This window comes from Faecalibacterium sp. AF28-13AC, assembly GCF_003478405.1.
Classification (GTDB): Bacteria; Bacillota; Clostridia; order Oscillospirales; family Ruminococcaceae; genus Faecalibacterium; species Faecalibacterium prausnitzii_E.
In genome coordinates, this window is record NZ_QUFG01000013.1 from 24,651 (window position 1) to 51,232 (window position 26,582).

The following is a 26,582-nucleotide window of genomic DNA, read 5'->3' on the forward strand; positions in this document are numbered from 1 at the left end:
GCCCTGCCTTCTGCGGGACCCGGATTTTGATGATAGGAGAAAACCATTTATGGAATATCTGGCAGGACTTTACACCCTTCTGCTGGTCGCCATCTGCCTGGAACTGGCCGTGGTGCTCTGGCGCACCGGCAAAAAGCAGGGCAGCGCACCGGATCACGACGAGCTCAAGCGCTGGATGCAGCAGCAGCTGGATGCGCAGGCCAGGGAGTTTGCGGCCAGGCAGTCGGCCCTTGCTGAGCAGAATCACACCGCCCTGCGCAGCGTCAGCGAGACGCTGCAGACTGCGGTGCAGAACATGAGCACGATGCTGGCACAGGGGCAGGACAGCCAGCAGCAGCTTCTGGAACGCCGTCTGCGTTCGCTGGAAGCATCCAACACCCAAAAGCTGGAAGAGCTGCGCCGGAGCATGGCCGAGAGCATGACCGCCCTGCAGGCCGAGAACAACCGCAAACTGGATGAGATCCGCCACACCGTCGATGAACAGTTGCAGGATACCCTGCAAAAGCGGGTGAGCGAGAGCTTCAAGGCCGTCAACGAGCAGCTGGAACAGGTGTATAAGGGGCTGGGCGAGATGCAGAACCTTGCCGCCGACGTCGGCGGGCTGAAGCAGGTGCTCTCCGGCGTCAAGACCCGCGGCATCCTCGGCGAGATCCAGCTGGGGGCCATTCTGGAAGAGATCCTTGCCCCGGAACAGTACGAGACCAACGTGGCCACCATCCCCGGCAGCAGCCAGCGGGTGGAATATGCCGTCAAGATGCCGGGCGTGGACGGCAGTACGGTCTGGCTGCCCATCGACTCGAAATTCCCCGGCGACACCTACGCCCATTTGCAGGATGCACAGGCTTCCGGCGATGTGCAGGCGGTGGAGAATGCCCGCCACGCGCTGGAGCTTGTGCTGCGCAGCGAGGCAAAGGATATCCGAGAAAAGTACGTGGAGCCGCCCTATACCACGACGTTCGGCATCCTGTTCCTGCCGTTTGAGGGCCTGTATGCCGAGGTGGTCAATGCCGGATTGCTGGAAGTGCTGCAGCGGGACTATCAGGTGAATGTGGCCGGCCCCAGCACCATGGCGGCCCTGCTGAACAGTTTGCAGATGGGCTTCAAGACGCTGGCCATCCAGAAGCGGTCGGGTGAGGTCTGGCAGCTGCTTGGTGCCGTGAAGACCGAGTTCGACAAGTTCGGGCAGGGGCTCTCCAAAATGCAGCAGCGCCTCCGCCAGACCGACGAAGAGCTTGACAACCTCATCGGGGTGCGCAGCCGCGCCATCAGCCGGAAACTGCGCAGCGTCCAGAGCCTCGACGAGGCCGCAGCGGCCACCCTGCTGGAGCTGGACGCCCCGCTCCGTCCGCTTTCCGGCGGGCAGCTCCCCCAGAGCGGGAGCCAGTGGCAGGACGACGAACTCTGAGCTGGGCGAAAAAGCAGGAGGTGACGGAGAGGGGAAAGCCTGAATTTAAGAGGTGAAAAATGAAACCATCCGATGGATTATAGCAGTTTGCGTTTTTAATGCACAAGCAACATCCGCAAACTGCATATCGCAAAGATGCCGTTTTGATTGGCACTATTTTTGAAAATTGCGATAATGCGAAAGGCGGTGTAATGACCGCCCTGATGGGCGGCGATGGACGGATGCGGTAAGCCGCAGCCAAAAACAAAAAGGTCGCTGTGCCGGAGAAGTGCTCTGCGGTACAGCGGCCTTTTGCAATTTACTCGCACCCGTATAGACGAAAATATTGCTTTGCTGGGTCACTTTTCGTCCGGGGCGGAGTCCTGGGCGCTGCCGCTGCCGGAGTTCAGGATCGCCACGAACTGCTGCAGCTGCTTGAGGGAGCTGACACCCAGTTTGTCGTAGATGTTCTTGTTGTGGAAGCGCAGGGTGCTGTCCTTGATGTCCAGCTGCTCCACGATCTCCCTGGAGCGCAGCCCGGCGGCATAGCCGTCAAAAATGCGGCGCTCGGTCTTGGTCAGGCTGGGAATGCCCGCCACGAAGGTCTGGAAGGCATCGGGCACCGACTCGTTGCGGCACACGTCTGCCAGCCGGGAAAGCTCGGTCTGCATCTGCTGGCGCTCCATCTGCAGCTCGTCCATCCGCCGCCGGGACTCCCGCCGGTCTTCCTCAAGCTGCCGGAACGCAGGCGAAAGGATGTGCCGGTGGAAGTAGATGCAGCAGAATACTACAAAAGACGAGCATTTCGACAACGCCCGCATGGAGCATATTTACCCCAACGCCAAAAAGTGACCAAGGCAGAATAAATCCCATATTTCCCCTTGCGCTTTTGCTGGAAAACAGGTATAATATTCTCTGGATAAAAGGGAGTAAGGGGCGTACTTTAGTTGAAAAACGGGTGCGCTGTGCTGCAGCGACACCCCCGGCAGAAATGCCCGATGCAGTACCGGATGCTTGAGACTTTTATCACATTTTCCCGTTTTGGGCTGGATGTGATAAAGGTCTTTTTTTGTGCCTCTGCCGCTATTATGAAAAAGGAGAGATATTATGCTGATCCCTGTTCTGTTATTTATTGTGGGTCTGCTGTGCCTGATCAAGGGCGGCGACTGGTTTGTGGACGGTGCCACCGGCATCGCCCGCCGCTTCCATGTGCCGGAGCTGCTCATCGGTGCCACGGTGGTGTCCATCGGTACCACCCTGCCGGAGGTCATGGTGTCCACCACCTCTGCCCTCACCGGTCACGGCGAGATCGCCTACGGCAACGCCATCGGCTCGGTCATCTGCAACGCTGCACTGATCGCCGCCATCACCATTGCGGTGCGCCCGGGCAAGGTTGACCCCAAGAGCCTGCGCACCCCGGTGGCCTTCTTCTTTGTGGCTGCCGCTTTCTATGCCGGTGTGGCCTACACCACCGGCTCCTTCACTCGCCCGGTGGGCCTGATCCTGCTGGCCATGTTCGTGGCTTACATCGTGTGCAACGTGCTGGCTATGAAAAATACCCCCGCCCCGGAAGAGGAAGAGCAGGCTGAGGAAGGCTCCTTTGCCAAGGAGTTGGGGCTGCTGGCCATCGGCGCAGTGCTCATTGCTGTGGGCGCTGACCTGCTGGTGGACAACGGCACCCTCATCGCACAGGCGCTGGGCGTGCCGGAGTCGGTCATTGCGCTGACCTTTGTGGCACTGGGCACCTCGCTGCCGGAGCTGGTCACCGCCATCACCTCGCTGGCCAAGGGTCACGGCGCGCTGTCGCTGGGCAACGTCATCGGTGCAAACGTGTTCAATCTAGTGCTGGTCAGCGGCGTGTCTGTCACGCTGGCACCCTTCAGCATCCCGCAGAACTCCACCATCGCAGGCATAAACGCCTCGCTGGTGATGGATATCCCGGTCATGTTTGCCGTGATGCTGCTGCTCACCCTGCCCGCTCTGATCAAGGGCAAGCTGAGCCGCCCGCAGGGCATTGCACTGCTGTGCATCTATGCCGCCTTCTGCGCCGTGCAGTTCAGCATCTGATCTGTTGTAAACGTAAAATATTTAAGGCTGCTGCACAGGGTTTTGTGCAGCAGCCTTTTTATGTGGGACGATTTTGAATGCGCTCCGCTTAAGCCTTCCCCCGGTGGGTGAAGGCTTAAGCGGTGGCGGTACAGTTCCCGGCTGACCCGTAAAGTTTCCGGGCGTGTCCGCTCTCCCTTTGGGAGAGCGGACACGGGAGCGCTGAGAGGGCGAGACAAAACCCTGACGGCCTTTGCCTGAGAGGGTAAAAAAGTGGGTCAGAAGCGCCCACAGGCGTTTCTGACCCACAAATAGAACGATAGTTTTGTTTTACAGCTGGCAGGCGGTATCGTAGCCGGTGCGGATGGCGTTGGAGATATCCGCAGCCTTGCCGGCGGCATCGCCAATGGAATACACCGGGATGCTGGCAGCTTCCAGCGCAGCAGCGTCAAATTCGTTGGAGCGTGCGCCCATAGCCAGCACGATGTAATCGCAGGGGATGGTCACTTCTGCGCCGTCCTTGTTCTCGCAGACGACGGCGTCCATGCGGAACTCCTTGACCTTGTGGCTGGGGTACTGCTCCACGCCGTAGGTCTTATAGTTTTCCAGCAGGGTGGGCAGAATGGTGGAGCTCTCGCCTGCGGCGATCTTGTCCATCATCTCGATAACGGACACCTTGCAGCCGCGGGCAGCCAGATACTCTGCGGTCTCGCAGCCCACCATGCCGCCGCCGATGACGGCAACCGTGCCGTACACCTGCTGCTCACCGGCCAGAACCTTCCATGCATCGGCCACGTTCACGCTGTCGATGCCGGGGATGCGGGGTGCGGCGCTGTGTGCGCCCACAGCGTTGATGACGGCCTCGAAACCGGCATCCTTCAGCTGCTCTGCGGTGCGGGTCTGACCCATGCACAGGTGCACACCGGCGTTGCAGACCGCGTGGATCAGATCCTGTGCGGCGCGGCGCATCTCCTCCTTGCGGGGAGGTACGCAGGCAATGTTCAGCTGGCCGCCCAGAGTGGTGGTCTTTTCAAACAGGGTCACGTCATGGCCGCGCAGCGCTGCCACACGGGCGGCTTCCAGACCGGCAGGGCCGCCGCCGAGGACGGCAATCTTCTTTTTCTGCGCTGCGGGCTGGATGCTGCGGGTGTTCTCGTAGCCGTTCTCCGCGTTCAGCACGCAGGAGAGGAACTGACGGTTCTGGATGGCATCGGTGCAGCCCTTGTTGCAGCTGATGCAGCGGCGGATATCGCAGGCCTTCCCGGCAGCGATCTTGGTGCCCCAGTCGGGGTCTGCCAGCAGCGGGCGACCCATGGCAACGATGTCGGCCATGCCGCTCTCGATGACACGCGCAGCCATTTCGGCATCCACGATACGACCCACGGCGCTGACCGGCACATTGACGGCCTTTTTGATGTCCCCGGCGATTTTGACGAAGAAGCCGTAGGGCTGTACGCCCATGGGAGGAATGGTGTCGGCCATGTTGCCGGTGTGGTTGGCCTGCGCAACGTGGAACATATCCACGCCGTCCTCTACCAGCCACTGGGCAAACTGCACGGCGTCGGCTTCGTCAATGCCGCCCTTGCCGCGCTGCGGGGTGACGATGGACAGCTTGTAGTCGATGACCATATCCGGCACAGCCTTGCGGATGGCGCGGGTCAGCATGCGGGCAAAGCGGACGCGGTTCTCCAGACTGCCACCGAACTTATCGGTGCGGTGGTTCATGCGGGTGGAGCACAGGCAGCCGTTCAGGCGGTCGCCGTGGATCTGGATGACGTCCACACCGGCCTTCTGTGCACGCACTGCGCAGGCGCACATCTTATCGATGATAGCCATCAGCATCTCCTCGCTGACCTCATCGGTGAAGAACATCATGTCGTGATGCAGGCGCTGACGCATCTCATCAAACTTTTTCTGCATAAACAGACTGTTGATGGCGTCTACGTCGTACTCCGGGTGGAAGAGCTGGACGCCCAGCTTGGTGCCGTAGGCGTGTACGCTGTCGGCCAGTGCCTTGAAGGCAGGGATCTGGCTGTCGTCAAACAGCTTGGGGGTGGGAGAAAAGCTGTTGATGGGTGCCACATCGCCCAGAACGATGTAACCCACACCGCCCTTTGCCAGACGGGTGTAGAAGCCCATGTCCTGCTCGCTGATCATGCCGTTTTTCTCGTAGCCGGTGGTCAGCGGGGGGAACATGATGCGGTTTTTAAAGGTCTGTCCGCCCACCTCGATGGGCTGCAGAATCACGTTTTGCATACGAAATCCTCCTTGCAGATACGCTTTGCTTTACAGATTTGCTTTGATGAATGCTGCGGTCTTTTCCTCCACGGCGGCACGGGCTGCCAGCGTGGCAAAGTTGTGGCCGCCGCCTGCAATGGTGTCCACATCGGGTGCGGTGTACACCTGTGCGTAACGGTTGCAGGTGCCCTCGTCCACCAGACGGTCATCGTCGGCGCGCAGCAGCAGCACCGGGCCGTTGTAGCCCTTGGCCTCGGTAAAGGGGTCGGGGTGCTTTGCCATCTCGTAGTTAAAGGCCATCTTGTAGCACAGACCCTCCATGTCGGCGTAGTCCTTGCCGGTCTGCATAATGCCGTCGGCGCGCTGGGCGCAGCCGAACCACATCCCGGCGCCCGGGCACAGCAAAATCAGGCCGTGGGGCTGGATGACCGGTGCGCAGGAGGCGGCAATGTAGCCGCCCATGCTCTGGCCGGAGAGGAACAGCTTTTCGCTGTCCACATAGGGCTGTTCAGCGGCCCATGCAAAGATATCCTGTGCATCGGTGTGCAAGCCGTCAAAGCTCATATCCTCGAACTCGCCGTCGCTCTCGCCGTTGCCGTAGAAATCGAACCGGGCGCTGCCGATGCCCTGCGCTGCCAGAGCGCGGGACAGATGGGTGTACATGGACTTGTAGCCGCTGCAGCTGCCGGCAAAGCCGTGCAGATGCACCACAAAGGGTACCTTGCCCTCGGTGTCGGGCAGGGTCACGATGCCGCGCAGGGTGTGGCCATTGCGGTTTTTAAACTGAACCTGTAAGATCTTCATGGTTTACTTGCTCTCCTTTGCGGCGCGGCGAGCCTTCAGCTCGGTCAGCATCTCAGCAGTCTTCTGCTTGGTCAGGGGGTAGACGAAGAACAGGATGGCAACTGCAATGCCGTAGCCCAGGAAGTAGACGCCGGTGTAGCTCTTCCAGATGGCGCTCACAACGCCTGCGGTCTGCACAGCGCCTGCGGTAACGTTGTAGCCGATGGCACCCAGCACAAAGCTGGACAGGCTGCCGGAAATGGCGCTTGCAAGCTTGCGGAAGAAGGAGTAGGTGGAGTAAACGATGCCCTCGTTGCGCTCGCCAGTCTGCAGCTCGTGGTAGTCGATGGCGTCGTTGACCATAGCCCAGATCAGCACCTGCATGCCGGAAGCGCCCAGATAGCAGATACCGTTGATGACGATGAAGGCCACAGGATTGTGGACGGGGAAGAAGAACAGGATGCCGAACACGATGGCGGCAAAGCCAGCGCCCATGCAGCACCACTCCTTCTTGCCGAGCTTGTTGGCCAGAGGCTGGGTGATGGCAAAGGACAGCACAGCGTACAGCACGCTCAGCATACCGGAGACAGCCTGAATTTTAACGTTGCCGAAGAAGTCCTTATACAGGTAGGTGTTCAGACCGTTGACCACGGAAGCACCGATCATGCCGGTCAGGCTGAAGAACATAACGCCCAGCAGAGCCTTATTGTGAGAGATCTCCTTGAGCACATGCAGGTAGTTCAGCTTTTCGCCCTGCGGACGCTCGGGCACTTCCACGCGCTCCTTGCACCACACGCAGGTGATCTGCAGGCACAGCAGACCCAGCATAGCGCAGATGCAGGCCAGCATCAGGAAGCGGCCAGCCACGGGCTGGTTGTCCACATACAGGAACAGGGGGCCGACCATGACCATAACGGTCATGAAGATGGTGCCGCCAAGGCTGCGGTAGCGGGACAGTGCGGTGCGCTGGCTGACATCATCGGTCATCACGCTGGACAGAGTACCGAAGGGCACGTTGACGCAGGTGTACAGCGCCTCGTACAGAACGTAGGTGACGAACATGTAGGCCAGACGCAGGCCGTAGTTGATATTGCCTACATTGACAAAGCCAAGTATGCACAGCACTGCCATGGGGAAGGAGAAGGCGCGGATCCACGGGATGAACTTGCCGCCCTTGGTGGCCTTGCGGGAGTCCACGATGGCACCGATGATGGGGTCATTCACGGCGTCCCAGATCTTGGTGATCAGCAGCAGGATACCCACGTGGAAGGGGTTGACCTGCAGGATCAGGGTGTAGAAGATCGACAGATACATGGCGCGGTACTGCTCGGTGAAGCAGCAGCCCAGATCGCCCAGCGTATAGCCGATCTTGTCCTTCATGGAGAAGGGTCGGATGGTCTTTTTCTGGTCCATTGTGTTTTATCCTCCTTAAAAACAGTGAAACCACGAGACATTTCGCACAAGTCTCTTTTCTACATTTGCATTATACGTTAATTTTTCATCAATACATATCCAAAAAATGATTGAAAACTATCGCATATTGATGTATTATGCAATTATAACAGTTGTACTTTTCTGTTGTGTACAACAATCTGTTACACATGACAGTTTCATGGAGGACTTTTTGGTGAATTATACAGCCAAGCGTTATCTTTTTGAGCAGAGCGCCGTCCGGGAATTTTATTCCGGCGCGTATTATGATTTGTTTCTGGTCATGCGGGGCAGCGGTGTGTTCCGGTGCAGCGAGGTGGCGCTGCCCGCACAGCAGCAGAATCTCATCATCTTCAAGCCCGGTCAGGGCGGCAGACTGGAATACGCCGGTGCTTACGGCCCGCTGGAACTTATTCGGGTGCAGCTGTCCCCCCAGACGCTGGCGCAGCTTTCGGACGCAGATACCGACCTTGAAAAAAGCTTCAACGTGGTGCCCTTCCGGCAGGTGGCTGTGCGCCCGGACAGCCAGATCTATATGCTGCTGAAAAACCTTGCCCGGAAGCTGCTGATGCTCCCGCAGGAGCGCACCCAGTTCGGTGCAGCGGTGTTCGAGCACGGTATTTTGCAAATGTTTGTGGTGCTGGCGCTGCGTGCCTGCATCCATGCGGAGTTCCACACCGCATCGGTCAGCCGCCACCACCTGATGCTGGACGAGGTGTTTTTGTTTATTCAGGCGCACCTGACCGAGGAACTGACGCTGGAGCGGCTGGAAAAGGAGTTTTTCGTCTCCCGGGAACATATTGCCAGGGAATTCAAACGCCAGACCGGGCAGACGGTGCACCGCTATATCGTAAAGGCGCGGTTAGACCGCTGCTGCACCCTCATCGAGCAGGGGCTGCCCATCACCGAGGTGTACAAGACCAGCGGCTTTGGCGGTTACAACCACTTTTTCCGCGCCTTCAAAAAGGAGTACGGCATGACCCCCAAGGAGTACTTCCACACCACCCGGCAGGACGCCCGGGGATGAATCCGGCAAAAGCAGCGCCGTCTGCGCCTGTGAAAAAAGCCGTCCGGGAAGATCCGCAGATCCTCCCGGACGGCTTGCTTATCCTATTTTTTCTTTTACTTGCGGTAGGTGAGGCAGTTCAGCGCCATCATAACGACCTTTCTCGCTCGCAAGTATGGTCTCCAAGCCGCGGATTTTCAAGATGAAGCTGTTTGGGGCGTAATATGGTTGGCGGACAAGTGAGCTACAGGCCCTTGAGATATAGCTCACATGGGGTTCAGATGTATCGCATCCCAATTCACAATAAAATACGATGTACCGTAAAAGCGAAACTTCCACTCTTGATGAATGGAAGATGAGCTTTTTACATTTGACAACAAGTTATAGATTGACAATAGGACGCATACACGATAAACTTTATATAGTATCATGTAAACCAGAAGGAGGCCAAACCATGAGTGTCAAGTACACTACCCCTGCCCAGCACAAGAGCAACCTCCGCAATGTGTATGGCACCTTTGCCATTGAGGGAATGACCATCAGCAAAGATACACGCAGCAATCTTGACCGCATTGGCAGCGGTCAAGCCAGCTATCAGCAAATCGTGAATGAACTGCGTGCAAAGTACGTGAAGAAGGGCTGATTATGTTCTCAAAGACTGAACATCATTCATCCCTTCCGCGAGGGAAATGGCCGCAGCATCCGTGAATTGATTCGCTGCATTGCGTTGGAATATGGTCTGCACATCAACTGGGGCAACACTGACCGTGAAACTTTGATCAACGCTGCAATCGCCGCCGTAGATGATGATATGGCGTTCTGTGATGTTCTACGGCAGTGCGTTGAAACGAAAAACTAGCAAAAAATGTCCTGCCGGGATACGGCAGGACATTTTGGTTTTATGGACCTAGAGGGATTCGAACCCTTGACCTCTCGGATGCGAACCGAACGCTCTCCCATGCGGACCTTAAAGAAGCCCCCAAAGGACAAAACATTTCTTTGAGAAAACGGCAAAAAATATAGGCGTAATGCGGGTTTTTGGACGAGCATTGCTTTCGAGAAAAAATTGCCATTTTTGCTTCAATGTAAAAAAGTCACACTTCAGGAGAAATGCGCTTCAGATGCGATTTGAACGGGCGACCATCTGAATACTTCTTGCGGATCATGCACCGTATGGGGATGATTCGGATTATATCCCATGTACAATAAAATCAACGAGAAACAGTTAGATTTTTTCTGGCTGTTTCTTTTTTATTGTACAAATCGGCAAAAACAGTGCCGACGGTTACGCACCCAACGAAGATGAAAATGCCTAAAAAAAGCTATCAAATATCGCGTTGCTCTATACAAAATATAGCAATCGGTATACGCACCATAAAACATATACGGTATAACGTCAATTTTTGTACATATCTCAACTGAATGACTGGAGGTGAGTTTTCAAAATGCCTGTTATTTATGTTGCAAAAACATCTTCCTACGCACGAAGAATCACGTTCGTTTTAGGACAGACGGTTGAAAAACAGCATGATCCTTGATTATTTCTACGGGCAAACCGGAGAACTGTTTTCGTTCTACCGCATTCCCAAGGCTCTTTTTCAGGAGCCACGGTTCCAGAGTCTGTCCACCGATGCAAAAATCCTGTACGGCATCCTGCTTGACCGCATGAGCCTGTCTGTGAAAAACGGCTGGCTGGACGAGCAGAACCGGGTGTTCATTATCTTCACGATAGAGGATGTCAAGAGGGCGTTGTGTTGCGCAGACAACAAAGCGACCAAGCTGCTCCGGGAACTCGAAAAGTTTGGTCTGATTGAACGAAAACGCAGAGGTCTGGGAAAGCCAAGTTTGGTGTATGTGAAGAACTTTTCAGCAGAATCGTCAAAATCAATATTCCAGAATCGTGATTTTCACGATTCTGGAGGCTTCAAAATCGCGTGTCAAGACCCTTCAAAATCACGATGTAATAAGACTAAAGAGAATGATACTGAAATGAGTGAGACGGATCCTTTCTATTCTGAAGAAGCGGAGGGGATGAGCAAACGTACCCAACTGGAAGAATATTTTTCGCAGTCTTTGGAAGTGGAACTCCTGCTCCGGCTTTGCCCGGACGATGAGGACACCATCTATCAGATCGTAGATTTGTTGGTGGACACCTGCGCTACCAACCGCAAGCTGCTGCGCATTGCCGGGGACGATAAGCCCGCCGAAGTGGTACGCAGCCGGTTTATGAAGCTGAACGCTGACCATATCCGCTTTGTGCTGATGTGCCTTGCAGAGAACAGCAGCCCAATCCGAAACATGAAACAATATCTGCTCGCTTCTCTGTACAACGCACCCACCACGATGCAGCTTTCCTACCAGAACCAAACCAACCACGACTTAGCGATGCGGAGGTGATAAAAATTTCAAAGAAAGCAACCACAATTGCCATCGTCAACCAGAAAGGCGGCACCGGTAAGACCACCACCTGTGAAAATCTGGGCATCGGGTTGGCGATGGAGGGCAAAAAGGTCCTGTTGGTGGACGCTGACCCACAGGGGTCACTGACCATCAGCATGGGCTGGCAGCAACCCGATGAACTGCCCACTACCCTTTCCACCCTGATGGCAAAAGCCATGAATGACCAGAGCATTCCGCCCGGTGAAGGCATCCTGCACCATGCAGAGGGCGTTGACCTGATCCCTGCTAACATCGAACTGGCAGGGCTGGAAGTGGCTCTGGTGAACAGCATGAACCGGGAAAAGATGCTGAAACAGGTGTTGGAAGGTGCAAAACATGAGTACGATTTCATTCTGCTGGACTGCACTCCTTCTCTTGGGATGCTGACTGTCAATGCCTTGGCAGCGGCGGACACCACCCTGATTCCCGTGCAGGCGCAGTACCTGTCCGCAAAAGGCTTGGAACAGCTTTTGCAGACGGTGCAGAAAGTCCGGCGGCAGATCAACCCGAAATTGAAAATCGAGGGCATCCTGCTGACCATGACCGATAGCCGCACCAACTACGGACAGCAAATTGACAACCTGATTCGAGGTGCCTACGGCAGCAAGATCAAAGTGTTCGACCAGACCATTCCCCGGTCTGTCCGCGCTGCGGAGATCAGTGCCGTGGGTAAGAGCATTTTCCAGCACGACCCCAAAGGCAAGGTGGCAGAAGCCTACCGCTCTCTGACGAAGGAGGTGATGGCGAATGTCGAAAGGCAGCTTAAACGTGTCGCTGAAAGGGGCAGATGACATTTTCTCCACCGAGGAATCACGACAGGAACAGCAGCGAGAGCAGGTGCAGCAAATTCCCATTGGGGAATTGTTCCCCTTCAAAAACCATCCCTTTAAGGTCTTGGACGATGAGTCCATGCAGCGCACGGTGGAAAGCGTAGAACAGTATGGCGTGCTTTCTCCGCTGATTGCCCGCCCTCGCCCGGAGGGTGGCTATGAGATCATCTCCGGGCACCGCCGTCAGCACGCTGCACAGCTTGCCGGGCTGGATGCCCTGCCGGTCATTGTCCGTCAGATGGATGATGATGCCGCAGTTTTGCTCATGGTAGACAGCAATCTTCAACGCGAAACCATCTTGCCAAGCGAGAGGGCTTTCGCTTACAAGATGAAGCTGGAAGCCATGAAGCATCAGGCAGGACGTCCTACGCAAGATAATTATTCCCAAGTTGGGAATAATTTCGGTACACTATCTAGTGAGGAGATGGCTGAAGAACTCGGAACTAGTAAGAATCAAATTTTCCGCTATATCCGTCTGACCAACCTTGTCCCTGAACTGCTGGACATGGTAGACGAAAAGAAAATTGCCTTCAATCCCGCTGTGGAGTTGTCCTATCTGGACGAAAGCCAACAGCGGGATTTTTTAGAAGCGATGAACGACACCCAGAATGCACCGTCCCTTTCCCAAGCGCAGCGGCTTAAAAAGCTGGCGCAGGAAGGGCACTTTTCGTATGATGTTGCCTTTGCTGTCATGGGAGAAGAAAAAAAGGACGAGCTGGACAAGGTGGTCATCAAAAACGACACCCTGCGGAAATACTTTCCCCGCAGCTACACCCCGAAACAGATGGAGGACACCATCATCAAGCTGCTGGATCAGTGGCAACGCAAACAGCAGCGGCAGAATGAGCGCTAACACACATTTTGAATGTAAGACCCAACCGGGTCTTTCTTTTTTGCAAAAATTAGGAGAAAAAGCACTATGAACACTACCATTGATCTCAAGACCGCAAAGACCATCGAAGCCATGAACCAGAAAATCAACCACATGGACAATGCTGTGACCGACTTCTTCAACAAGATGAGCGATGTGCTGGAGCGGCAGCTCGGCGATGATGAAGTTTACGCCGCCGTGATTGCCCCGGAGATCGAACTGACCATCACCCCGCTGGCGAACGTTCGCAGTTACCTGCCTTGCTTCGATGAAACTGATTCCTGCTACAGCATCAGCGAAGATGTGCCGCTGGCACTCTGCTACGATCCTCGTCAGGTCATTACGCTGGCTGGCAAGCGTTACCTGTCCGGCGCAGTCATCTTTGTACGCTACGACACCGATGGCAATTTTGTTGCACTTACCACCGCCGACCTGTACCTGATTCAGTGTTATCTGGGCGAGAACAGTGTTTCTCTGATGGCTGGCCGCGAGAAGATGGTCTGCATCTGCATTGACTGAGAGGTGCAGTATGGATACTGAAATGACCTGCTATGCGAGTTTCGCAGAAGTCACGGAGGACTTTTACTGTTCCGCCGTTGATGTTTTGAAGATTCTGGTTCTCCGTCTGCACGACTACCATGCTTGTTGCTTCCATTCTCTGCGGGATGCTCTGTACGACTATTTTTCTACCGATGCCGCACCGCATACTCATGCCAATGTTTCCACTAAGCATACCGTTATCGCATCTTGCGTTCCTCGTCCTCCCTGAGAGATTTTTTCTCACAGTTCAGTCAATGTAGGAGGGTTGTTATGAATTTTATTTATTCGTTTATCATTTTTGAAGCTGGTGCCCTTTGTGGTTTTTTCATCGCCGCACTGATGAATGCCGCTCGTGCCGGGCAGGAGATCACCATCAAATTCGAGGAGGAAGATAATGGAGCAGAACGAGAACACCCTGTCGGTGCTGAAAATTGCACCGGGACAGTATCCGCAGCAGGTCGAGATCGATAACGACCTGAAAGCCTTGCAGCAGGCGGTGGGCGGCTCCATCGGCGCAAGCTATCCTTTTGAAGATCCGGTTGCCATCGTCTACAACGATGACGGCAAGCTCATGGGTCTGCCGCTGAACCGTGCCCTGTGGGACGAGGACGGGCAGATGTACGACACCGTTGCCGGAACCTTTCTGGTGGTAGGTCTGGGCGAGGAAGATTTTGTATCGCTCTCCCCGGAGCTGGCGCAGAAGTATGAAGAAGAATTCCATCAACCCGAAGCCTTTCTCCCTCTGGGGCGTCGCCTGATGGTCATTTCGGTTCCGGATGAATCAGTTCAGAGTGATGCAGAAAAGGCTGTGAGTAAGCCCCCGGTGGAACATGACCGTTAAGGCGATTTTCTGCACAGGAGGTGGTAACGATGCAGGAAGAAATCGAGCATAAGACGGTCAACCTTGCCATCTCGACCACAAAACTGTCTGCCCGCACCCTGCTGCGTGGGATGCAGTTTTTGCTACGGCAGTACGATAAGCACGCTTCGCAGGGCAAGCAGTCCATGAAGCGGCTGGTACGGCAGAACCGTGGCGTGACCAATGTGGAGATCCAGAAAACTGGCATCAAGGACTTTGACCGTTATGCCAAGCGATATCACATCGACTACTCCATCCAGAAAGACCTGTCCTGCAAGCCGCCCCGGTATCTGATCTACTTCAAGGCACAGGACACTGACGCTTTGAGCGCAGCTTTCAAGGAATATTCGGCATCGGTGCTGGATAAAACCAAGCGTCCTTCCGTGCTGGCAAAGCTGCACGATCTGGCACAGACTATCGCAAATCTGCCGGACAAAGTGCGGCACAAGCAGGAGGAGCGTGGCCTATGAGCAAAAAGAAGCTTTCCAAGCTGCTGGCGCTCTATCTGCCCTATGTGGTAATTGGCTTGCTGGCCACCAATCTGGGCGAGGCATGGCGGCTGGCTGCGGGTAAGGAACTTGGCGACAAAATCGTATCGCTGATGGATACGCTCCCGGCTGCATTTTCAAATCCGCTGCCCAGTCTGCACCTATTTGACTTGTTCATTGGTCTGTGCTGCGGCGCTGGAATGCGGCTGGCGGTGTACCTGAAAGGCAAAAACGCCAAGAAGTACCGTCACGGCATGGAGTACGGCTCTGCCCGGTGGGGCGGACCAAAAGATATCGAGCCGTTCATGGCTCCAAAGTTCGAGGACAATATCATCCTCACCAAAACAGAACGCCTGATGATGTCCAACCGCCCACCTGATCCGAAGAACTCCCGGAACAAAAATGTGCTGGTAGTCGGCGGCTCCGGCAGCGGTAAGACAAGGTTCTTTATCAAGCCGAATCTGCTGCAATGTGATTCCAAGAATTTTCCGGTATCATTCGTGGTTACAGATCCGAAAGGTTACAATATACCAAGATAGAAAAAGGTAGCGTTTTATCAACGCTAATTACATACAGAAGGGAGGCAAAACCGTGGCAAAGAAAGAAGAAATCAAAATCACAGCTCTATACGAGCGATTATCCAGAGACGATGAACAGGCTGGCGAATCGAACTCCATCCTAAATCAGAAAAAGTATCTCGAAGAATATGCCCGACAAAAGGGACTGAGAAATATCCGCCATTTCTATGACGATGGCTACTCAGGCACGAATTTCAACCGCCCCGGCTTTACCGCCCTGCTGGAAGAAATCGAAGCCGGACGGGTGGACACTCTGGTAGTAAAAGACCTTTCAAGGTTTGGCAGAAATTACCTGCAAGTCGGCTATTACACAGAGATTGTATTCCCGAAAAAGGGTGTTCGCTTTATCGCTATCAACAACAATGTGGATAGTGCCAAGCCAACCGAAAATGACTTCACACCGTTTTTGAATATCATGAACGAGTGGTACGCCAAAGACACCAGCAACAAAATCAAGGCTGTCTTTAAGTCCAGAATGAAAGAGGGACTAAGGTGCAGCGGTGCTATCCCCTATGGCTACAAGCGTATCAACGGAGATAAGCAGACCCTTGTTGTGGATGAACCGGCTGCTGAAATCGTCAGAAAGGTGTTCCGTCTTGCCTGTCAAGGTATGGGCGTGACGGCGATTGCGGAACAACTGACCGAAGAAAAGGTGCTGATACCATCTGCATATACGGCAAAGTATTTCCCCGAAAATTGCAGAAACAGGAGCTTCAGCGACCCTTACCGTTGGAACGCAAATACGATTGGTCATATTCTGGACAGGCAGGAATATCTCGGTCATACCGTGTTGGGCAAATCCATCTGTGAGAACTTCAAGACAAAGCAACGCAGAGCCGCAACGCCGGAAGAACTGATGATATTCCCCGATACCCACGAAGCCATCATTGACCAAGACACATGGGACATTGCCCAGAAGCTCCGTGTTCGTGCAAAACCGAGAGCCGCAAACGGAACTTATTCCCACCGTTTGTCCGGCATGATCTATTGTGCGGATTGTGGTTCACGAATGGGATTCATCAGCCCCGAAGCAAGGCAAAGCGGAAAACATTATGATTCCGATTCTGCTTTTCAATGTGGCAATTATCGAAATCAGAACAATGAATGTGTTTCCCACTTCATTAAAACCTCTGCTCTGGAAGCGGCGATTTTGCAGGCAATCAAAGCGGTCAGCCAATATGTCATTGAGAACGAAGCAGAGTTTATTTCCCAGCTCAAGACCGTATGGAATGAGAGCAAATCCAAGTCAGCCAACAACGGACAGCAGGAAATTGACGAAGCCAAGAAACGAATGGCTGAACTGGATGCAAAGATACAGAAGCTCTATGACAGTGCCATCAGCGGTCTGTTGCCGGAGCGACAGGCACAGCGAATGATACAGCAGTACGATGAAGAACAGCTTATGCTGGAAAAACGAGTTGAGGAATTGCAGGGACAGATACAAGAGGAAGAAGTTGAGAAAATCGACACCAACCGCTTTATCGCCTTAGTCAACAAGTACCGAAACTGCGAGGAACTGACGGACACCATGCTCTATGCCTTTATTGACAGAGTGGAAGTCCACGAAGCCACAGGTGGTCGCACCGTTTACCGTCAGCAGAATATCGACATTTATTTCAACTTCATCGGCAACTACTATCCCCCTGTTGAAACTGTTTCCGAAGAAGAACGCATTGCCGCCATCGAAGCCGAGCAGTTGCGAAAGAAGCAGGAAAAGGCGAAACGAGCCGCAGAGGTTCAGAAACAGAAAAAAGCAGCATTGATGAAAGCTGTTGAAGCCGGAGACCCGGAAGCTATTGCTGAATATGAACGCAAACTTGCCTTGCAGCGTGAGCGAAACCACCGCAGACAGCAGAAAATCAAGGAAGCCAGAGAAGCCGACCCTGCCTATATCGCCCAAATGGAAGAAAAGGAACGCTTACAGCGTGAAAAGCTACTGGAAGCGGAACGCAAACGGACAGAACGAGCCAACAGGCAAAAGAAACTTTCCCGAAAGGAGCTGAAAGAAGCCGCCAAGACAGACCCGAAAGCCGCCGAGGAATGGCAAGCCTTGAAAGAAAAAGAAGCCGTAGCCAGACAGCGAAAAAAGGAGCGTGAGGAAGAACGCATGGCGGCAGACCCCGAATATGCCGCTATGATGGCAGAACGCAAGGCTGAATACACGAGGACAAGAACTGCCAAGCGACAGGCAGAGCGTGAAGCCCTTGTAGAGCTTGCCAAGACCGATGAAGAAGCAGCAAAGAAGCTGGCTGAAATGCGAAAGTATCAGAGCCAAGCTACTGTCAGAAGCTATCAGAAAATGAAAGCCGATGCAGAAGCCGGAGACCCCGATGCAATCAAACGCTATGAAACTACCCTTGCCAAACGCAGGGAAGAATATCACAGAAAGAAAGGTGCTTGAATATGGAACTGAATTTTATCAAATGTGGAGACTACTACATCCCCGACATCAAGCTGAAAAATCCGAATATCCGTCTTGGCAAGTGGGGACGGATGCGAAAGGAGTATCTGCGACTGGCTAATCCAGTCCTGTTCTCCGACATGGTGCTGAATGAAACTCTCTATGAGCATTGTGCGGAGATTGAGGAAACCGCCAAGAAGCGTATGGAAATCATCGTGCCACAGCTTGCAAAGGCATACGGCGTGACGGAGCAGCTCAAAGCCGAAAATCAAATCGAATGGGTTCGCCAGATGAACGCTTGTGTTGCACAGGCTGAGGAAGCCATCAAGGGCGAGCTGATTTACTGCTGAGAAAGGAGCGTGAATTTATGATTTTAGAAGCAATCTTCAATGGAGAGATTTATCCGGCAGAAACGGTAGTACCGAAATCAGAGAAGTTTCGGGAAGCAGGACAGGCAATCGCAGACATCATGCGATACTTTGAGCAGACATTGAGCAAAGAAGATTATGCGAAGCTGGATAAGCTCAATGACAATTTTGCAGACTGCCAGACTATGCAGACCGAGGAACATTTCAAGTATGGTTTTACAATGGGCGTTCTGCTGATGAAAGAGATATACGAACTGCCCGACTTTAAGTAAAAAAGTCAAGTGCAGAACCAACAATTTAATATCGTGAGCAAAGCGACAGGTATTTCTATTCTGAGTATCTGTCGCTTTTATTTTATCAACTATCAAGGAGGACTTTTGAATGAAAATGAACCTGAAGGAAATGAAAACCCTGTATACCTTTGGCTGTCCGAACCGTGAAGCAACGGTTGAGCGTTTGCGTTATGTAGCTGCCCTTACTCCTGATCCGGCGGCAAAGAAACTGTTCTATATGCTGTCGGTCAAGCTGAGTGACGAGAAGTGCGACAAATGGTATCGTCGTTTCTACTACAATCTGCGTTTGCAGATGCAGGAATACTACCAGCACAAGGCAGTCATTATGGATAGCTACTGGAATCATCACATGGAGAAAAGTTATGGCGAAGCTGACGAAGTATGAAAAAGAAACTATCATCCTCTTTAATGAGGGCGAGGACACAGCCAGTATCTACACCTACAATGCCAGCCTGCGAAAGCGACTGGCATTGTTCAGTAAAAAGCACCCCGATCTCTGCCGACTGGAAAAATCCCATGAGCAAGGCGGTGTGACTTATCTTCTGGACAAGTCCAGACTTTCTATCCGTCTGCAACCGCCGTACAGCGAGGAACGCAGACGAAAAGCAAGCGAGAACGCCAAGCAAAACGGTTTCAATAGCCAGATGGAATGATGTAGCATTTTGGGTTGATTTGCGGTCAAAATGTCGGGTCTGCACTTGATGTTTTCTTTGGCTGTTAGCTGAAAAATACAGATTATATGAGGTGTACAATGTTGAATTAGAAATACAGATATGATATACTTCGAGTAAGGACATAGTCCTGCAATTATAAATTATAAACATAAGCTGTATACGGAAAGAAGGATTTTGATATGAATTATAAGCATCCTAATTTATTCGTTATGATACCATACGAAGAACGCAATAGAGTATCAGGCTATTTTGATTTAAGCGTTGTTGGAGAAGAATATGCAAAGTTACTTGGTGATTTAACAGATGAATTATCAACATATGCCGTGTCTAAAAATGATGTTGGAGAAAATGCTGTAATTATCCCAATACTGAGAGCAGGAATGTCTATGTCAAATAGATTGACAAAAAGGTTGCCTAAAGCAGATGTTGCACGAATTAGCATGAGACGTAATTTGCATACATTAAAACCATTTGTTGCTTGGGATGAATTTGAACAGATAAAAGAACCAGAAAGTAAAAGAGTTTTTATCACAGATCCGGCACTTGCTACAGCTGGTAGCATTTTGAAAACACTGGAACACATGAAAAAGTATGGTTTCAAAGATGAAAATGTAGTTATTATGGCAATGTTCGGATGTCAATCTGGAATAGAACGAATTTTTAAGGAGCATCCAGAAGTGAAGCTATTTTTAGTCCATATGGCAGACGGAATTAGAGAAGATGGGTATTTACTGCCGTATAATGGAGATACCGGAGATAGATTATATGGAGTAAGAGAAAATGAATATGTAATTTGATAATGTGGAGGTAAAATTATGAATTCCAGAGAATTATTAAATGCGCTAAGTGTCGCTGAGCGTTTAAAAGATACGACAAGGCATTGCTATACATCGAAAGGAAGACACGAGAGTGTAGCAGAACATAGCTGGATGATGACGCTGATGGCTTTTTTTATGCGGGATGAGTTTCCAGATGTTGATATGGATAAAGTTATTCGTATGTGTATTATTCATGATTTGGGTGAATGCTTTACAGGAGACATTCCTACCTTTGATAAAAAGCAAGTGCATGAGGATATAGAAGAAAATTTACTATTTAACTGGATAGATACGTTACCGTCTTATTATGCAGAAGAAATGAAAGCTCTATATAATGAGATGACAGAAAGAAAAACTGTCGAAGCTAAGATATATAAAGCTATTGATAGCTTGGAAGCTTTAATTCAGCATAACGCTTCTGATTTATCTACATGGATTCCGAAAGAGTATAAATTAAATTTGACTTATGCAGATGACCGAGTGAGTTTTTCAGAATATCTTACTACATTACGACAAGCTATACGAGAGGATACACTTGCAAAGATAGAAAAATAGTTATAAGTATTGTCTAAGCCAAAGGCGATCAACCGTAAAAAGTTGGTCGCTTTTGTTTTATCCATTATTGCGAAAGGAGCTTGTCTATGAGTAAAGAAGAACTGGAAAAATTGGAGCGTGAGAAATATGTGGTCGAGCGAAAGCTGACCGCAGCCATGCACAAGGAAAAGCGATTGCAGAGCGAATTAAAGAGGTTGACCCGAAGTGAGCGAACCCACCGCCTTTGCACTCGTGCCGGAATGTTGGAAACCTTTTTGAAAGAGCCGACCACTCTGACCGATGATGATGTGATGGAGCTTTTGACTTTCATCTTTCACAGCGAAGCGGTTCAAAAGAAGTTGGATTTGCTGATTGCGAACCGAAAGGAATTGGGGCAGCCGAACGGGAGCTAAAAGACCCTTTTGGAAAAAGGGCGCAATTATACACCACCTAAAGGTTGTGCATTGCGTTCTGCCGAAAGCCCCTTGCAGGGAGCTGATGATTTCCGCAGTCTGCTCCAATCATACAGGGGAAGCTACACTTCCCCTGCGTTGGCTTTGCCAACTACCCCTTTGTGGACTTGCCGCCGGGAAACGATTGCAAGCAATCATTCCCCGACAGCAAGTTTATATTCCACCACCTGACCGCTGCTGAAAAGTATCGGTCATTTTTTTGCACCGAAAGGAGGTTCACACAAATTGCCAGTACCCCACTTCAATATCAAAATCACTCAGCGAAGCAAAGGCAACTCTGCGGTTGCCGGAGCTGCCTACCAAGCCGGAGAAAAGCTGTTTTCCGAGTATGACCAGAAAACCAAGAATTACACTTGCAAAAAAGAAGTGGTCTATACGGAAATCATGCTGCCCCCAAATGCTCCACCCGAATATGCAGACCGAGCAACCCTCTGGAACTCCGTTGAAGAAATCGAAAAGCAATGGAACTCACAGCTTGCAAGACGGTTTGTTGCCGCCCTGCCCAGAGAAGTCCCGATGGAGCTGTTACCGCAGATGGTCAAAGAATACTGCGAGGAACAGTTTGTTTCAAAGGGAATGTGTTGTGATTTCGCAATCCATGACCCCGATCCGCCGGGACACAATCCCCATTGCCATTTCATGCTGACCATGCGAGCCATTGATGAAAATGGAAAATGGATGCCTAAGAGCCGCAAGGTTTATGACCTTGACGAAAACGGCGAGCGTATCAAGCTCCCATCCGGCAGATGGAAAAGCCATAAGGAAGATACCGTTGACTGGAACGAACAGTACCATGCCGAGGAATGGCGGCATGGTTGGGAAATTGTTCAGAACAAATATCTGGAACTTACCGGAAGTCCAGAACGGATTGATATGCGTTCCTATGAAAGACAGGGACTTGACATTATCCCGACAGTCCACATGGGAACGGCTGTCTCTGCGTTGGAGCGAAAAGGCATTGCCACCAACATCGGCAATCTCAACCGAGACATTAAAGCCGCCAACCGCATGATGAACGCTATCCGCAGCACTATCAAAAGTCTGCGTGACTGGATTGCTGACATTCTGGAAGCCACCAAAGAAGTCATTGCAGAAAATGAAGCGGAAAAGAAAAATGCTTCTCCGAACCTTGCCGTTCTACTGCGTGATTATCTGAATCTGCGAAAGGCAGAGCGTAGCGAATGGTCGAGATACGGACAGCAGAAAGGCACGACCGATGATTTGAAAACCATTTCCCAAGCGACCGTCTATCTACAACGGCATGAGCTTTTCACGCTGGAAGATTTGGACATTGCCCTGCAAGGGGTGAGTGAAAAGGCTACTGCCATTCGTGAAGATATGCAGAAAGCCGCTAACCGCATGAAAGCCATTACCGCCATTCAGACCGCCGTTGCTGATTGTGAAAAGCATAAAGCAGTCCATGACAAGTATATCAAAATCGGCTGGAAAATCCGAAAGGAAGCCTATGTCGAAAGTCATAAGGACGAGCTGACCGCTTTTAATAAGGCATACCGCATTCTGAAAAAGCATGGTGCTGATTTGAATGTGGATTTGAAAGCCTTGCAAAAAGAATATGACGGTCTGCGGACTACTCACGCTGATCTGAAAGAACAGCTTGCCGCAGTCAATGAAGAATTGAAGCCGATGAAAGATATTCGCTACTGGGTTAGCAAGGTTCTATCGCCGGAACAGACGGGAGAGAAACAGCCAGAGCCGAAGCATTCTCTCAAAGAACGCTTGCAGTATGAGCAGGAACAGAAGAAACAGAAACAGGTGCAGAAAGCACCCAAGCAGAAAAAACAGGATATGGAACTTTAACAGGCACTTGCCGTTTTCATTTGGAAAATAGCAGGTGCTTTTTCTATTTCAGGAGGAAATGCCTATTGAATTTATTTGAAGCAGTAAAACAGAATGTAACAACCCGACAGGCGGCAGAACGCTATGGAATCCGTATTAGACGAAACGGAATGGCGGTCTGCCCCTTTCACAATGATAAGAACCCCAGCATGAAACTTGACCGCCGCTTTCATTGCTTTGGCTGTCAGGCAGATGGAGACGCAGTTGACTTTGTTTCCCGACTGTTTGGCTTGCCGAGCAAAGAAGCCGCCATGAAGATAGCTGATGATTTTGGTATCAGCTATGACAGCAGACAGAAACCGTCAATCAGACCGAAAATCCGAGAGCCTACCCCGGAGCAGAAATATCAGCAGGAAGAAAATCACTGCTACAAGGTGCTGTCCGATTACTTCCATCTTCTGAGGAAGTGGGAAAAGCAATACGCACCGCAACGGACGGATGAAGTGTGGCACCCGCTTTTTGTGGAAGCATTGGAGAAGAAAAGCTATATCGAATACCTGCTGGATATTCTTCTCTATGACACTCCCGAAGAAAAGAAAGCTCTTGTAGCCGAGCAGAGAAAAGAGGTGATGAAACTTGAACAGCGAATTGCAGGACACACAGCCGAGCATGACCGTGGAAGAAGTCAGAGGAAGTCTGGACTTGACCGATAACGGAGCAATCAAGAACAGCATACGCAACTGTCTGACCGTTTTTCAGAATGACCCCGTTCTGCAAGGTGCTGTCAGATATAACATTCTTACCGAGCGTATCGACATTGTGAAGCCGCTTTGGTGGAGCAAGCAGACAGCGACCTTGACCGACACGGACTTAAATTATCTCATGCTCTATCTGGAAGATAAATATAGTCTGACCAGCGAGAAGAAAATACAGAAAGCCCTTTCCATTATCGCTGACAGCAACAAGTACCACCCTATCCGAGATTATCTGAACGGTCTGGAATGGGACGGAACAGAACGCATCCGCTATGCCTTGCCCCGATTTCTCGGAGCAGAGGAAGGCGAGTACACTTATCAGGCATTACGGCTGTTCATGTTGGGAGCAATCAGCAGAGTGTTCAAACCCGGCTGTAAGTTTGAAGTTATGCTCTGCCTTGTGGGTGGACAGGGTGCAGGAAAGTCCACTTTCTTCCGTCTGCTGGCAGTCAAAGATGAATGGTTCTCCGATGACCTGAAAAAGATTGACGATGACAATGTGTACCGTAAAATGCAGGGGCATTGGATTATCGAAATGTCGGAAATGATTGCCACAGCCAATGCCAAGAGCATTGAGGATATTAAGTCCTTTATCAGCAGGGCGAAAGAAACCTATAAAGTGCCGTATGAAACCCATCCGGCAGACCGCTTGCGACAATGTGTGTTCGGAGGTTCTTCCAACACGATGGACTTTCTACCCCTTGACCGAAGCGGCAACCGTAGATTTCTGCCTATCATGGTACACCCTGAAAATGCAGAGATTCACATTCTGGAAGATGAAGCCGCATCCAGAGCGTTCATTGATATGATGTGGGCAGAAGTCATGTTCATCTATCAGAACTTCCCTGTAAAGCTGACCTTATCAAAGGATATGGACAAGGAACTGAAAGAACTGCAAAAGCAGTTTATGCCGGAGGACACGAAAGCAGGACTGATCCAGTCTTTCCTTGATAACTTCAAAGGTACACAGGTCTGCTCCAAGCTGATCTATGCAGAAGCTCTGAACCACCCTTTTGATGAGCCGAAGCAATGGGAAATCCGAGAAATCAATGAAATCATGAACAACAGCATTGAGGGATGGAGACCGTTTTCCAATCCACGCAGCTTTGCCAAGTATGGCAGACAGCGAGGGTGGGAACGCATACCACCGCCCGACAACGAGCCATCGGCAACAGGCTCAAATCTGACGGACGGTTTTCGTGAACTGACCGAGGAAGAAGCCCGACAGATGGAATTACCGTTTTGAAAAAATGACCGTGTTGCCGACTATGTTGCTACCCCGTTGTCAAGTCCGTTGCAGGGCAAATCTCTTAAAAGTCCTTTATTTACAAGGGATTTTCTTCTCTGGCAACAAAAGCAACGGAGAAATCAAAGAAAAAAGTAAAAATAGTAAATAAGCCAGATAGGACTATGTTCGAGGTTTTTTGAAGTCCGTTGCCGGACTTCGTTGCCGACCACACACCCTGTCTGGCTTTTTCCATTTCAAGGAGGTATTGCATGACACAGAACACAACCACAGCAAAAGCACACAAGGCAACCCCGGTAGGAACATTCAACATGAGAATGGGAAACACCACCTATGTTATCGGCGTTCATTTCAGCAAGGAAAGCAAGGACACCTTAGAGGACAAGATGACGCGGTTAATGCGTGATGATGTGAAAGCGGCGAATTTCTGAATTGAAAATAATTTGTGACTTTTCCGTTTTCTATCTTGACGAAACGCTTCCGAAAGGAACGATAGTTCTCGAATGTGGGCAGGCCATGTTGAAGAATGGCTACAAGGTAAAAATCCTGAACACTATCAACTTCAAAAAGTCGATGCACTATAATCCGTTCAGTTATGTTCACAGTGAAAAGGACATTCTGAAACTGGTCACGACCCTGATGACCAACACGAAGGGAGAAGGCAGCGGCGGCGATCCATTTTGGGAGAAAAGCGAACGTCTTTTGCTTACTGCCCTGATCGCTTATCTGCACTATGAAGCCCCGGTGGAGGAGCAGAATTTTGCAACACTGTTAGAAATGCTCAACACCATGCAGGTGCTGGAGGATGACGAGGAATACCAGAACCCGGTGGACTTGCTGTTTGAGGAACTGGCAAAAAAGAAGCCCAACAGCTTTGCCGGGCGGCAGTACAAACTTTACAAGCTGGCTGCCGGCAAGACCGCAAAATCCATCCTGATTTCCTGCGGTGCCAGATTAGCTCCCTTCGACATCCAAGAACTGCGTGACCTCACCATGTACGATGAGCTGCAACTGGACACGCTGGGCGATAAGAGAACGGCGCTGTTCCTCATCATGTCGGACACGGATTCCACCTTCAACTTCCTGATTTCGATGGTCTACACCCAGCTTTTCAATCTGCTGTGTGACAAAGCCGACGATGTGTACGGCGGCAAGCTGCCCATCCATGTGCGGTGCCTGATCGACGAGTGTGCCAACATCGGGCAGATCCCCAATCTGGAAAAGTTGGTAGCCACCATCCGCAGCCGTGAGATCTCTGCCTGCCTTGTTTTGCAGGCGAGAAGCCAGTTGAAAGCCATCTACAAGGACAACGCAGATACCATTGTGGGCAACATGGATAGCCAGATTTTCCTCGGCGGCTCCGAACCTACCACCCTGAAAGACCTGTCTGAAATGCTGGGCAAAGAAACGATTGATGCGTTCAACACCTCGGACACCCGTGGCAACAGCCCAAGCTATGGCACCACGTTCCAAAAGATGGGGCACGAATTATTGAGCCGGGACGAGCTGGCGGTGCTGGACGGCGGCAAGTGCATCTTGCAGTTGCGTGGTGTGCGCCCTTTCCTCTCGGACAAGTACGATTTAACCCAGCACCCCAACTACAAGCTGACCTCGGACTACGACCCCAAAAACACCTTCGATATTGAAAAATATCTGAACCGCAAAGAAAAAATCCAGCCCGGAGATGAGTTTCTCGTGCTGGACGCTGATTCGCTCCCGTCTGCCTGATC

The 26,582-nt window shown here is 51.5% G+C and carries 28 protein-coding genes and 2 pseudogenes; 26 read left to right on the plus strand and 4 right to left on the minus strand.

All coding sequences use genetic code 11. The features are described 5' to 3' along the window. Positions 1-49 precede the first annotated feature (49 nt). Positions 50-1,405 carry a DNA recombination protein RmuC gene (gene rmuC, locus DWY95_RS14745; RefSeq protein WP_118554091.1) on the plus strand — a complete coding sequence of 452 codons (1,356 nt, stop codon included), beginning with the start codon at positions 50-52 and terminating at the stop codon, positions 1,403-1,405. A 338-nt stretch (positions 1,406-1,743) separates the two neighbouring features. Here the strand turns inward: rmuC and DWY95_RS14750 are convergent, their stop codons facing one another. Then, on the minus strand, positions 1,744-2,205 hold the full coding sequence (locus DWY95_RS14750) for a helix-turn-helix transcriptional regulator (RefSeq protein WP_243082818.1): 462 nt from the start codon (positions 2,203-2,205) through the stop codon (positions 1,744-1,746). 286 nt (positions 2,206-2,491) lie between these two features. Between DWY95_RS14750 and DWY95_RS14755 the strand changes: the two genes are divergently transcribed. Further along, positions 2,492-3,451 carry a calcium/sodium antiporter gene (locus DWY95_RS14755; RefSeq protein WP_118554092.1) on the plus strand — a complete coding sequence of 320 codons (960 nt, stop codon included), beginning with the start codon at positions 2,492-2,494 and terminating at the stop codon, positions 3,449-3,451. 309 nt (positions 3,452-3,760) lie between these two features. On the opposite strand, the gene bilR is transcribed toward DWY95_RS14755, so the two are convergent. From bilR to DWY95_RS14770, 3 genes are read right to left on the minus strand one after another with little or no spacing between them, the layout of a single operon-like run. Further along, positions 3,761-5,686: a bilirubin reductase, long form gene (gene bilR, locus DWY95_RS14760; RefSeq protein WP_118554093.1), complete on the minus strand. Its 1,926-nt coding sequence runs from the start codon at positions 5,684-5,686 to the stop codon at positions 3,761-3,763. Between the two features lie 30 nt (positions 5,687-5,716). After that, a complete protein-coding gene (locus DWY95_RS14765; protein ID WP_097793439.1) occupies positions 5,717-6,472 on the minus strand; it encodes an alpha/beta fold hydrolase in 756 nt (251 codons plus the stop codon). Positions 6,473-6,475: 3 nt separating this feature from the next. Beyond that, a complete protein-coding gene (locus DWY95_RS14770) occupies positions 6,476-7,864 on the minus strand; it encodes a glycoside-pentoside-hexuronide (GPH):cation symporter (RefSeq protein ID WP_118554094.1) in 1,389 nt (462 codons plus the stop codon). A gap of 214 nt (positions 7,865-8,078) precedes the next feature. Here DWY95_RS14770 and DWY95_RS14775 point away from each other — a divergent pair, with 214 nt between their 5' ends. From DWY95_RS14775 to DWY95_RS14900, 24 genes and pseudogenes are all read left to right on the plus strand, one after another. Beyond that, on the plus strand, positions 8,079-8,909 hold the full coding sequence (locus tag DWY95_RS14775) for an AraC family transcriptional regulator (RefSeq protein WP_243082828.1): 831 nt from the start codon (positions 8,079-8,081) through the stop codon (positions 8,907-8,909). Positions 8,910-9,342: 433 nt separating this feature from the next. After that, entirely contained in the window at positions 9,343-9,531 is a 189-nt protein-coding gene (locus DWY95_RS14780; protein ID WP_117554531.1) for an antitoxin VbhA family protein, read from the plus strand. An 884-nt stretch (positions 9,532-10,415) separates the two neighbouring features. Further along, entirely contained in the window at positions 10,416-11,285 is an 870-nt protein-coding gene (locus DWY95_RS14795) for a DUF6017 domain-containing protein (RefSeq protein ID WP_118554124.1), read from the plus strand. Then, complete coding sequence (locus tag DWY95_RS14800) at positions 11,285-12,118, plus strand: ParA family protein (RefSeq protein WP_118554125.1); 834 nt, start codon at positions 11,285-11,287, stop codon at positions 12,116-12,118. The genes DWY95_RS14795 and DWY95_RS14800 overlap by 1 nt, the downstream gene beginning before the upstream one ends. Next, positions 12,075-13,010, plus strand: a complete 936-nt coding sequence (locus DWY95_RS14805) for a ParB/RepB/Spo0J family partition protein (protein ID WP_118554097.1) — start codon at positions 12,075-12,077, stop codon at positions 13,008-13,010. Before DWY95_RS14800 ends, DWY95_RS14805 begins: the two co-directional genes overlap by 44 nt. 66 nt (positions 13,011-13,076) lie before the next feature. Then, a complete protein-coding gene (locus DWY95_RS14810; RefSeq protein ID WP_118554098.1) occupies positions 13,077-13,547 on the plus strand; it encodes a hypothetical protein in 471 nt (156 codons plus the stop codon). A 10-nt stretch (positions 13,548-13,557) separates the two neighbouring features. Then, on the plus strand, positions 13,558-13,797 hold the full coding sequence (locus DWY95_RS14815) for a hypothetical protein (protein ID WP_117553877.1): 240 nt from the start codon (positions 13,558-13,560) through the stop codon (positions 13,795-13,797). Positions 13,798-13,838: 41 nt separating this feature from the next. Beyond that, positions 13,839-14,039, plus strand: a complete 201-nt coding sequence (locus DWY95_RS14820; protein WP_118554099.1) for a hypothetical protein — start codon at positions 13,839-13,841, stop codon at positions 14,037-14,039. Further along, positions 13,963-14,409: a DUF3846 domain-containing protein gene (locus DWY95_RS14825; RefSeq protein WP_118554100.1), complete on the plus strand. Its 447-nt coding sequence runs from the start codon at positions 13,963-13,965 to the stop codon at positions 14,407-14,409. The genes DWY95_RS14820 and DWY95_RS14825 overlap by 77 nt, the downstream gene beginning before the upstream one ends. 29 nt (positions 14,410-14,438) lie before the next feature. Further along, positions 14,439-14,897, plus strand: a complete 459-nt coding sequence (locus tag DWY95_RS14830; RefSeq protein ID WP_118554101.1) for a PcfB family protein — start codon at positions 14,439-14,441, stop codon at positions 14,895-14,897. Further along, positions 14,894-15,436: pseudogene (locus DWY95_RS14835) on the plus strand (type IV secretory system conjugative DNA transfer family protein); the annotation flags it as partial. The gene DWY95_RS14830 and the pseudogene DWY95_RS14835, both read left to right, overlap by 4 nt. Positions 15,437-15,506: 70 nt before the next feature. Beyond that, entirely contained in the window at positions 15,507-17,894 is a 2,388-nt protein-coding gene (locus tag DWY95_RS14840) for a recombinase family protein (RefSeq protein ID WP_118554102.1), read from the plus strand. Between the two features lie 2 nt (positions 17,895-17,896). Further along, positions 17,897-18,244 (plus strand): TnpV protein, encoded by a 348-nt coding sequence (locus tag DWY95_RS14845; RefSeq protein WP_004612920.1) that lies wholly within the window; start codon positions 17,897-17,899, stop codon positions 18,242-18,244. 17 nt (positions 18,245-18,261) lie between these two features. Continuing rightward, positions 18,262-18,534, plus strand: a complete 273-nt coding sequence (locus tag DWY95_RS14850; protein WP_004612919.1) for a DUF6809 family protein — start codon at positions 18,262-18,264, stop codon at positions 18,532-18,534. 109 nt (positions 18,535-18,643) lie between these two features. Then, the gene (locus tag DWY95_RS14855) at positions 18,644-18,940 is read left to right on the plus strand and encodes a hypothetical protein (RefSeq protein WP_004612918.1); all 297 of its coding nucleotides are present in this window, start codon (positions 18,644-18,646) and stop codon (positions 18,938-18,940) included. Further along, positions 18,918-19,208, plus strand: coding sequence for a hypothetical protein (locus DWY95_RS14860; RefSeq protein ID WP_004612917.1), 291 nt, complete (start codon positions 18,918-18,920; stop codon positions 19,206-19,208). The genes DWY95_RS14855 and DWY95_RS14860 overlap by 23 nt, the downstream gene beginning before the upstream one ends. 200 nt (positions 19,209-19,408) lie before the next feature. Next, entirely contained in the window at positions 19,409-20,026 is a 618-nt protein-coding gene (upp, locus tag DWY95_RS14865; protein WP_004612916.1) for a uracil phosphoribosyltransferase, read from the plus strand. A gap of 18 nt (positions 20,027-20,044) precedes the next feature. Further along, positions 20,045-20,602 carry an HD domain-containing protein gene (locus DWY95_RS14870; protein ID WP_004612915.1) on the plus strand — a complete coding sequence of 186 codons (558 nt, stop codon included), beginning with the start codon at positions 20,045-20,047 and terminating at the stop codon, positions 20,600-20,602. Positions 20,603-20,688: 86 nt separating this feature from the next. Continuing rightward, the gene (locus DWY95_RS14875; protein WP_004612914.1) at positions 20,689-20,994 is read left to right on the plus strand and encodes a DUF3847 domain-containing protein; all 306 of its coding nucleotides are present in this window, start codon (positions 20,689-20,691) and stop codon (positions 20,992-20,994) included. 285 nt (positions 20,995-21,279) lie between these two features. Further along, complete coding sequence (gene mobQ, locus DWY95_RS14880; RefSeq protein WP_118554103.1) at positions 21,280-22,872, plus strand: MobQ family relaxase; 1,593 nt, start codon at positions 21,280-21,282, stop codon at positions 22,870-22,872. 65 nt (positions 22,873-22,937) lie between these two features. Then, positions 22,938-23,564, plus strand: a complete 627-nt coding sequence (locus DWY95_RS14885; RefSeq protein WP_004612911.1) for a CHC2 zinc finger domain-containing protein — start codon at positions 22,938-22,940, stop codon at positions 23,562-23,564. Next, complete coding sequence (locus DWY95_RS14890) at positions 23,521-24,852, plus strand: virulence-associated E family protein (protein WP_044987284.1); 1,332 nt, start codon at positions 23,521-23,523, stop codon at positions 24,850-24,852. The genes DWY95_RS14885 and DWY95_RS14890 overlap by 44 nt, the downstream gene beginning before the upstream one ends. A gap of 251 nt (positions 24,853-25,103) precedes the next feature. Further along, on the plus strand, positions 25,104-25,283 hold the full coding sequence (locus tag DWY95_RS14895) for a transposon-encoded TnpW family protein (protein WP_243082823.1): 180 nt from the start codon (positions 25,104-25,106) through the stop codon (positions 25,281-25,283). Positions 25,284-25,332: 49 nt separating this feature from the next. Further along, a pseudogene (locus DWY95_RS14900) lies at positions 25,333-26,580 on the plus strand (type IV secretory system conjugative DNA transfer family protein); the annotation flags it as partial. Positions 26,581-26,582: the final 2 nt, after the last annotated feature.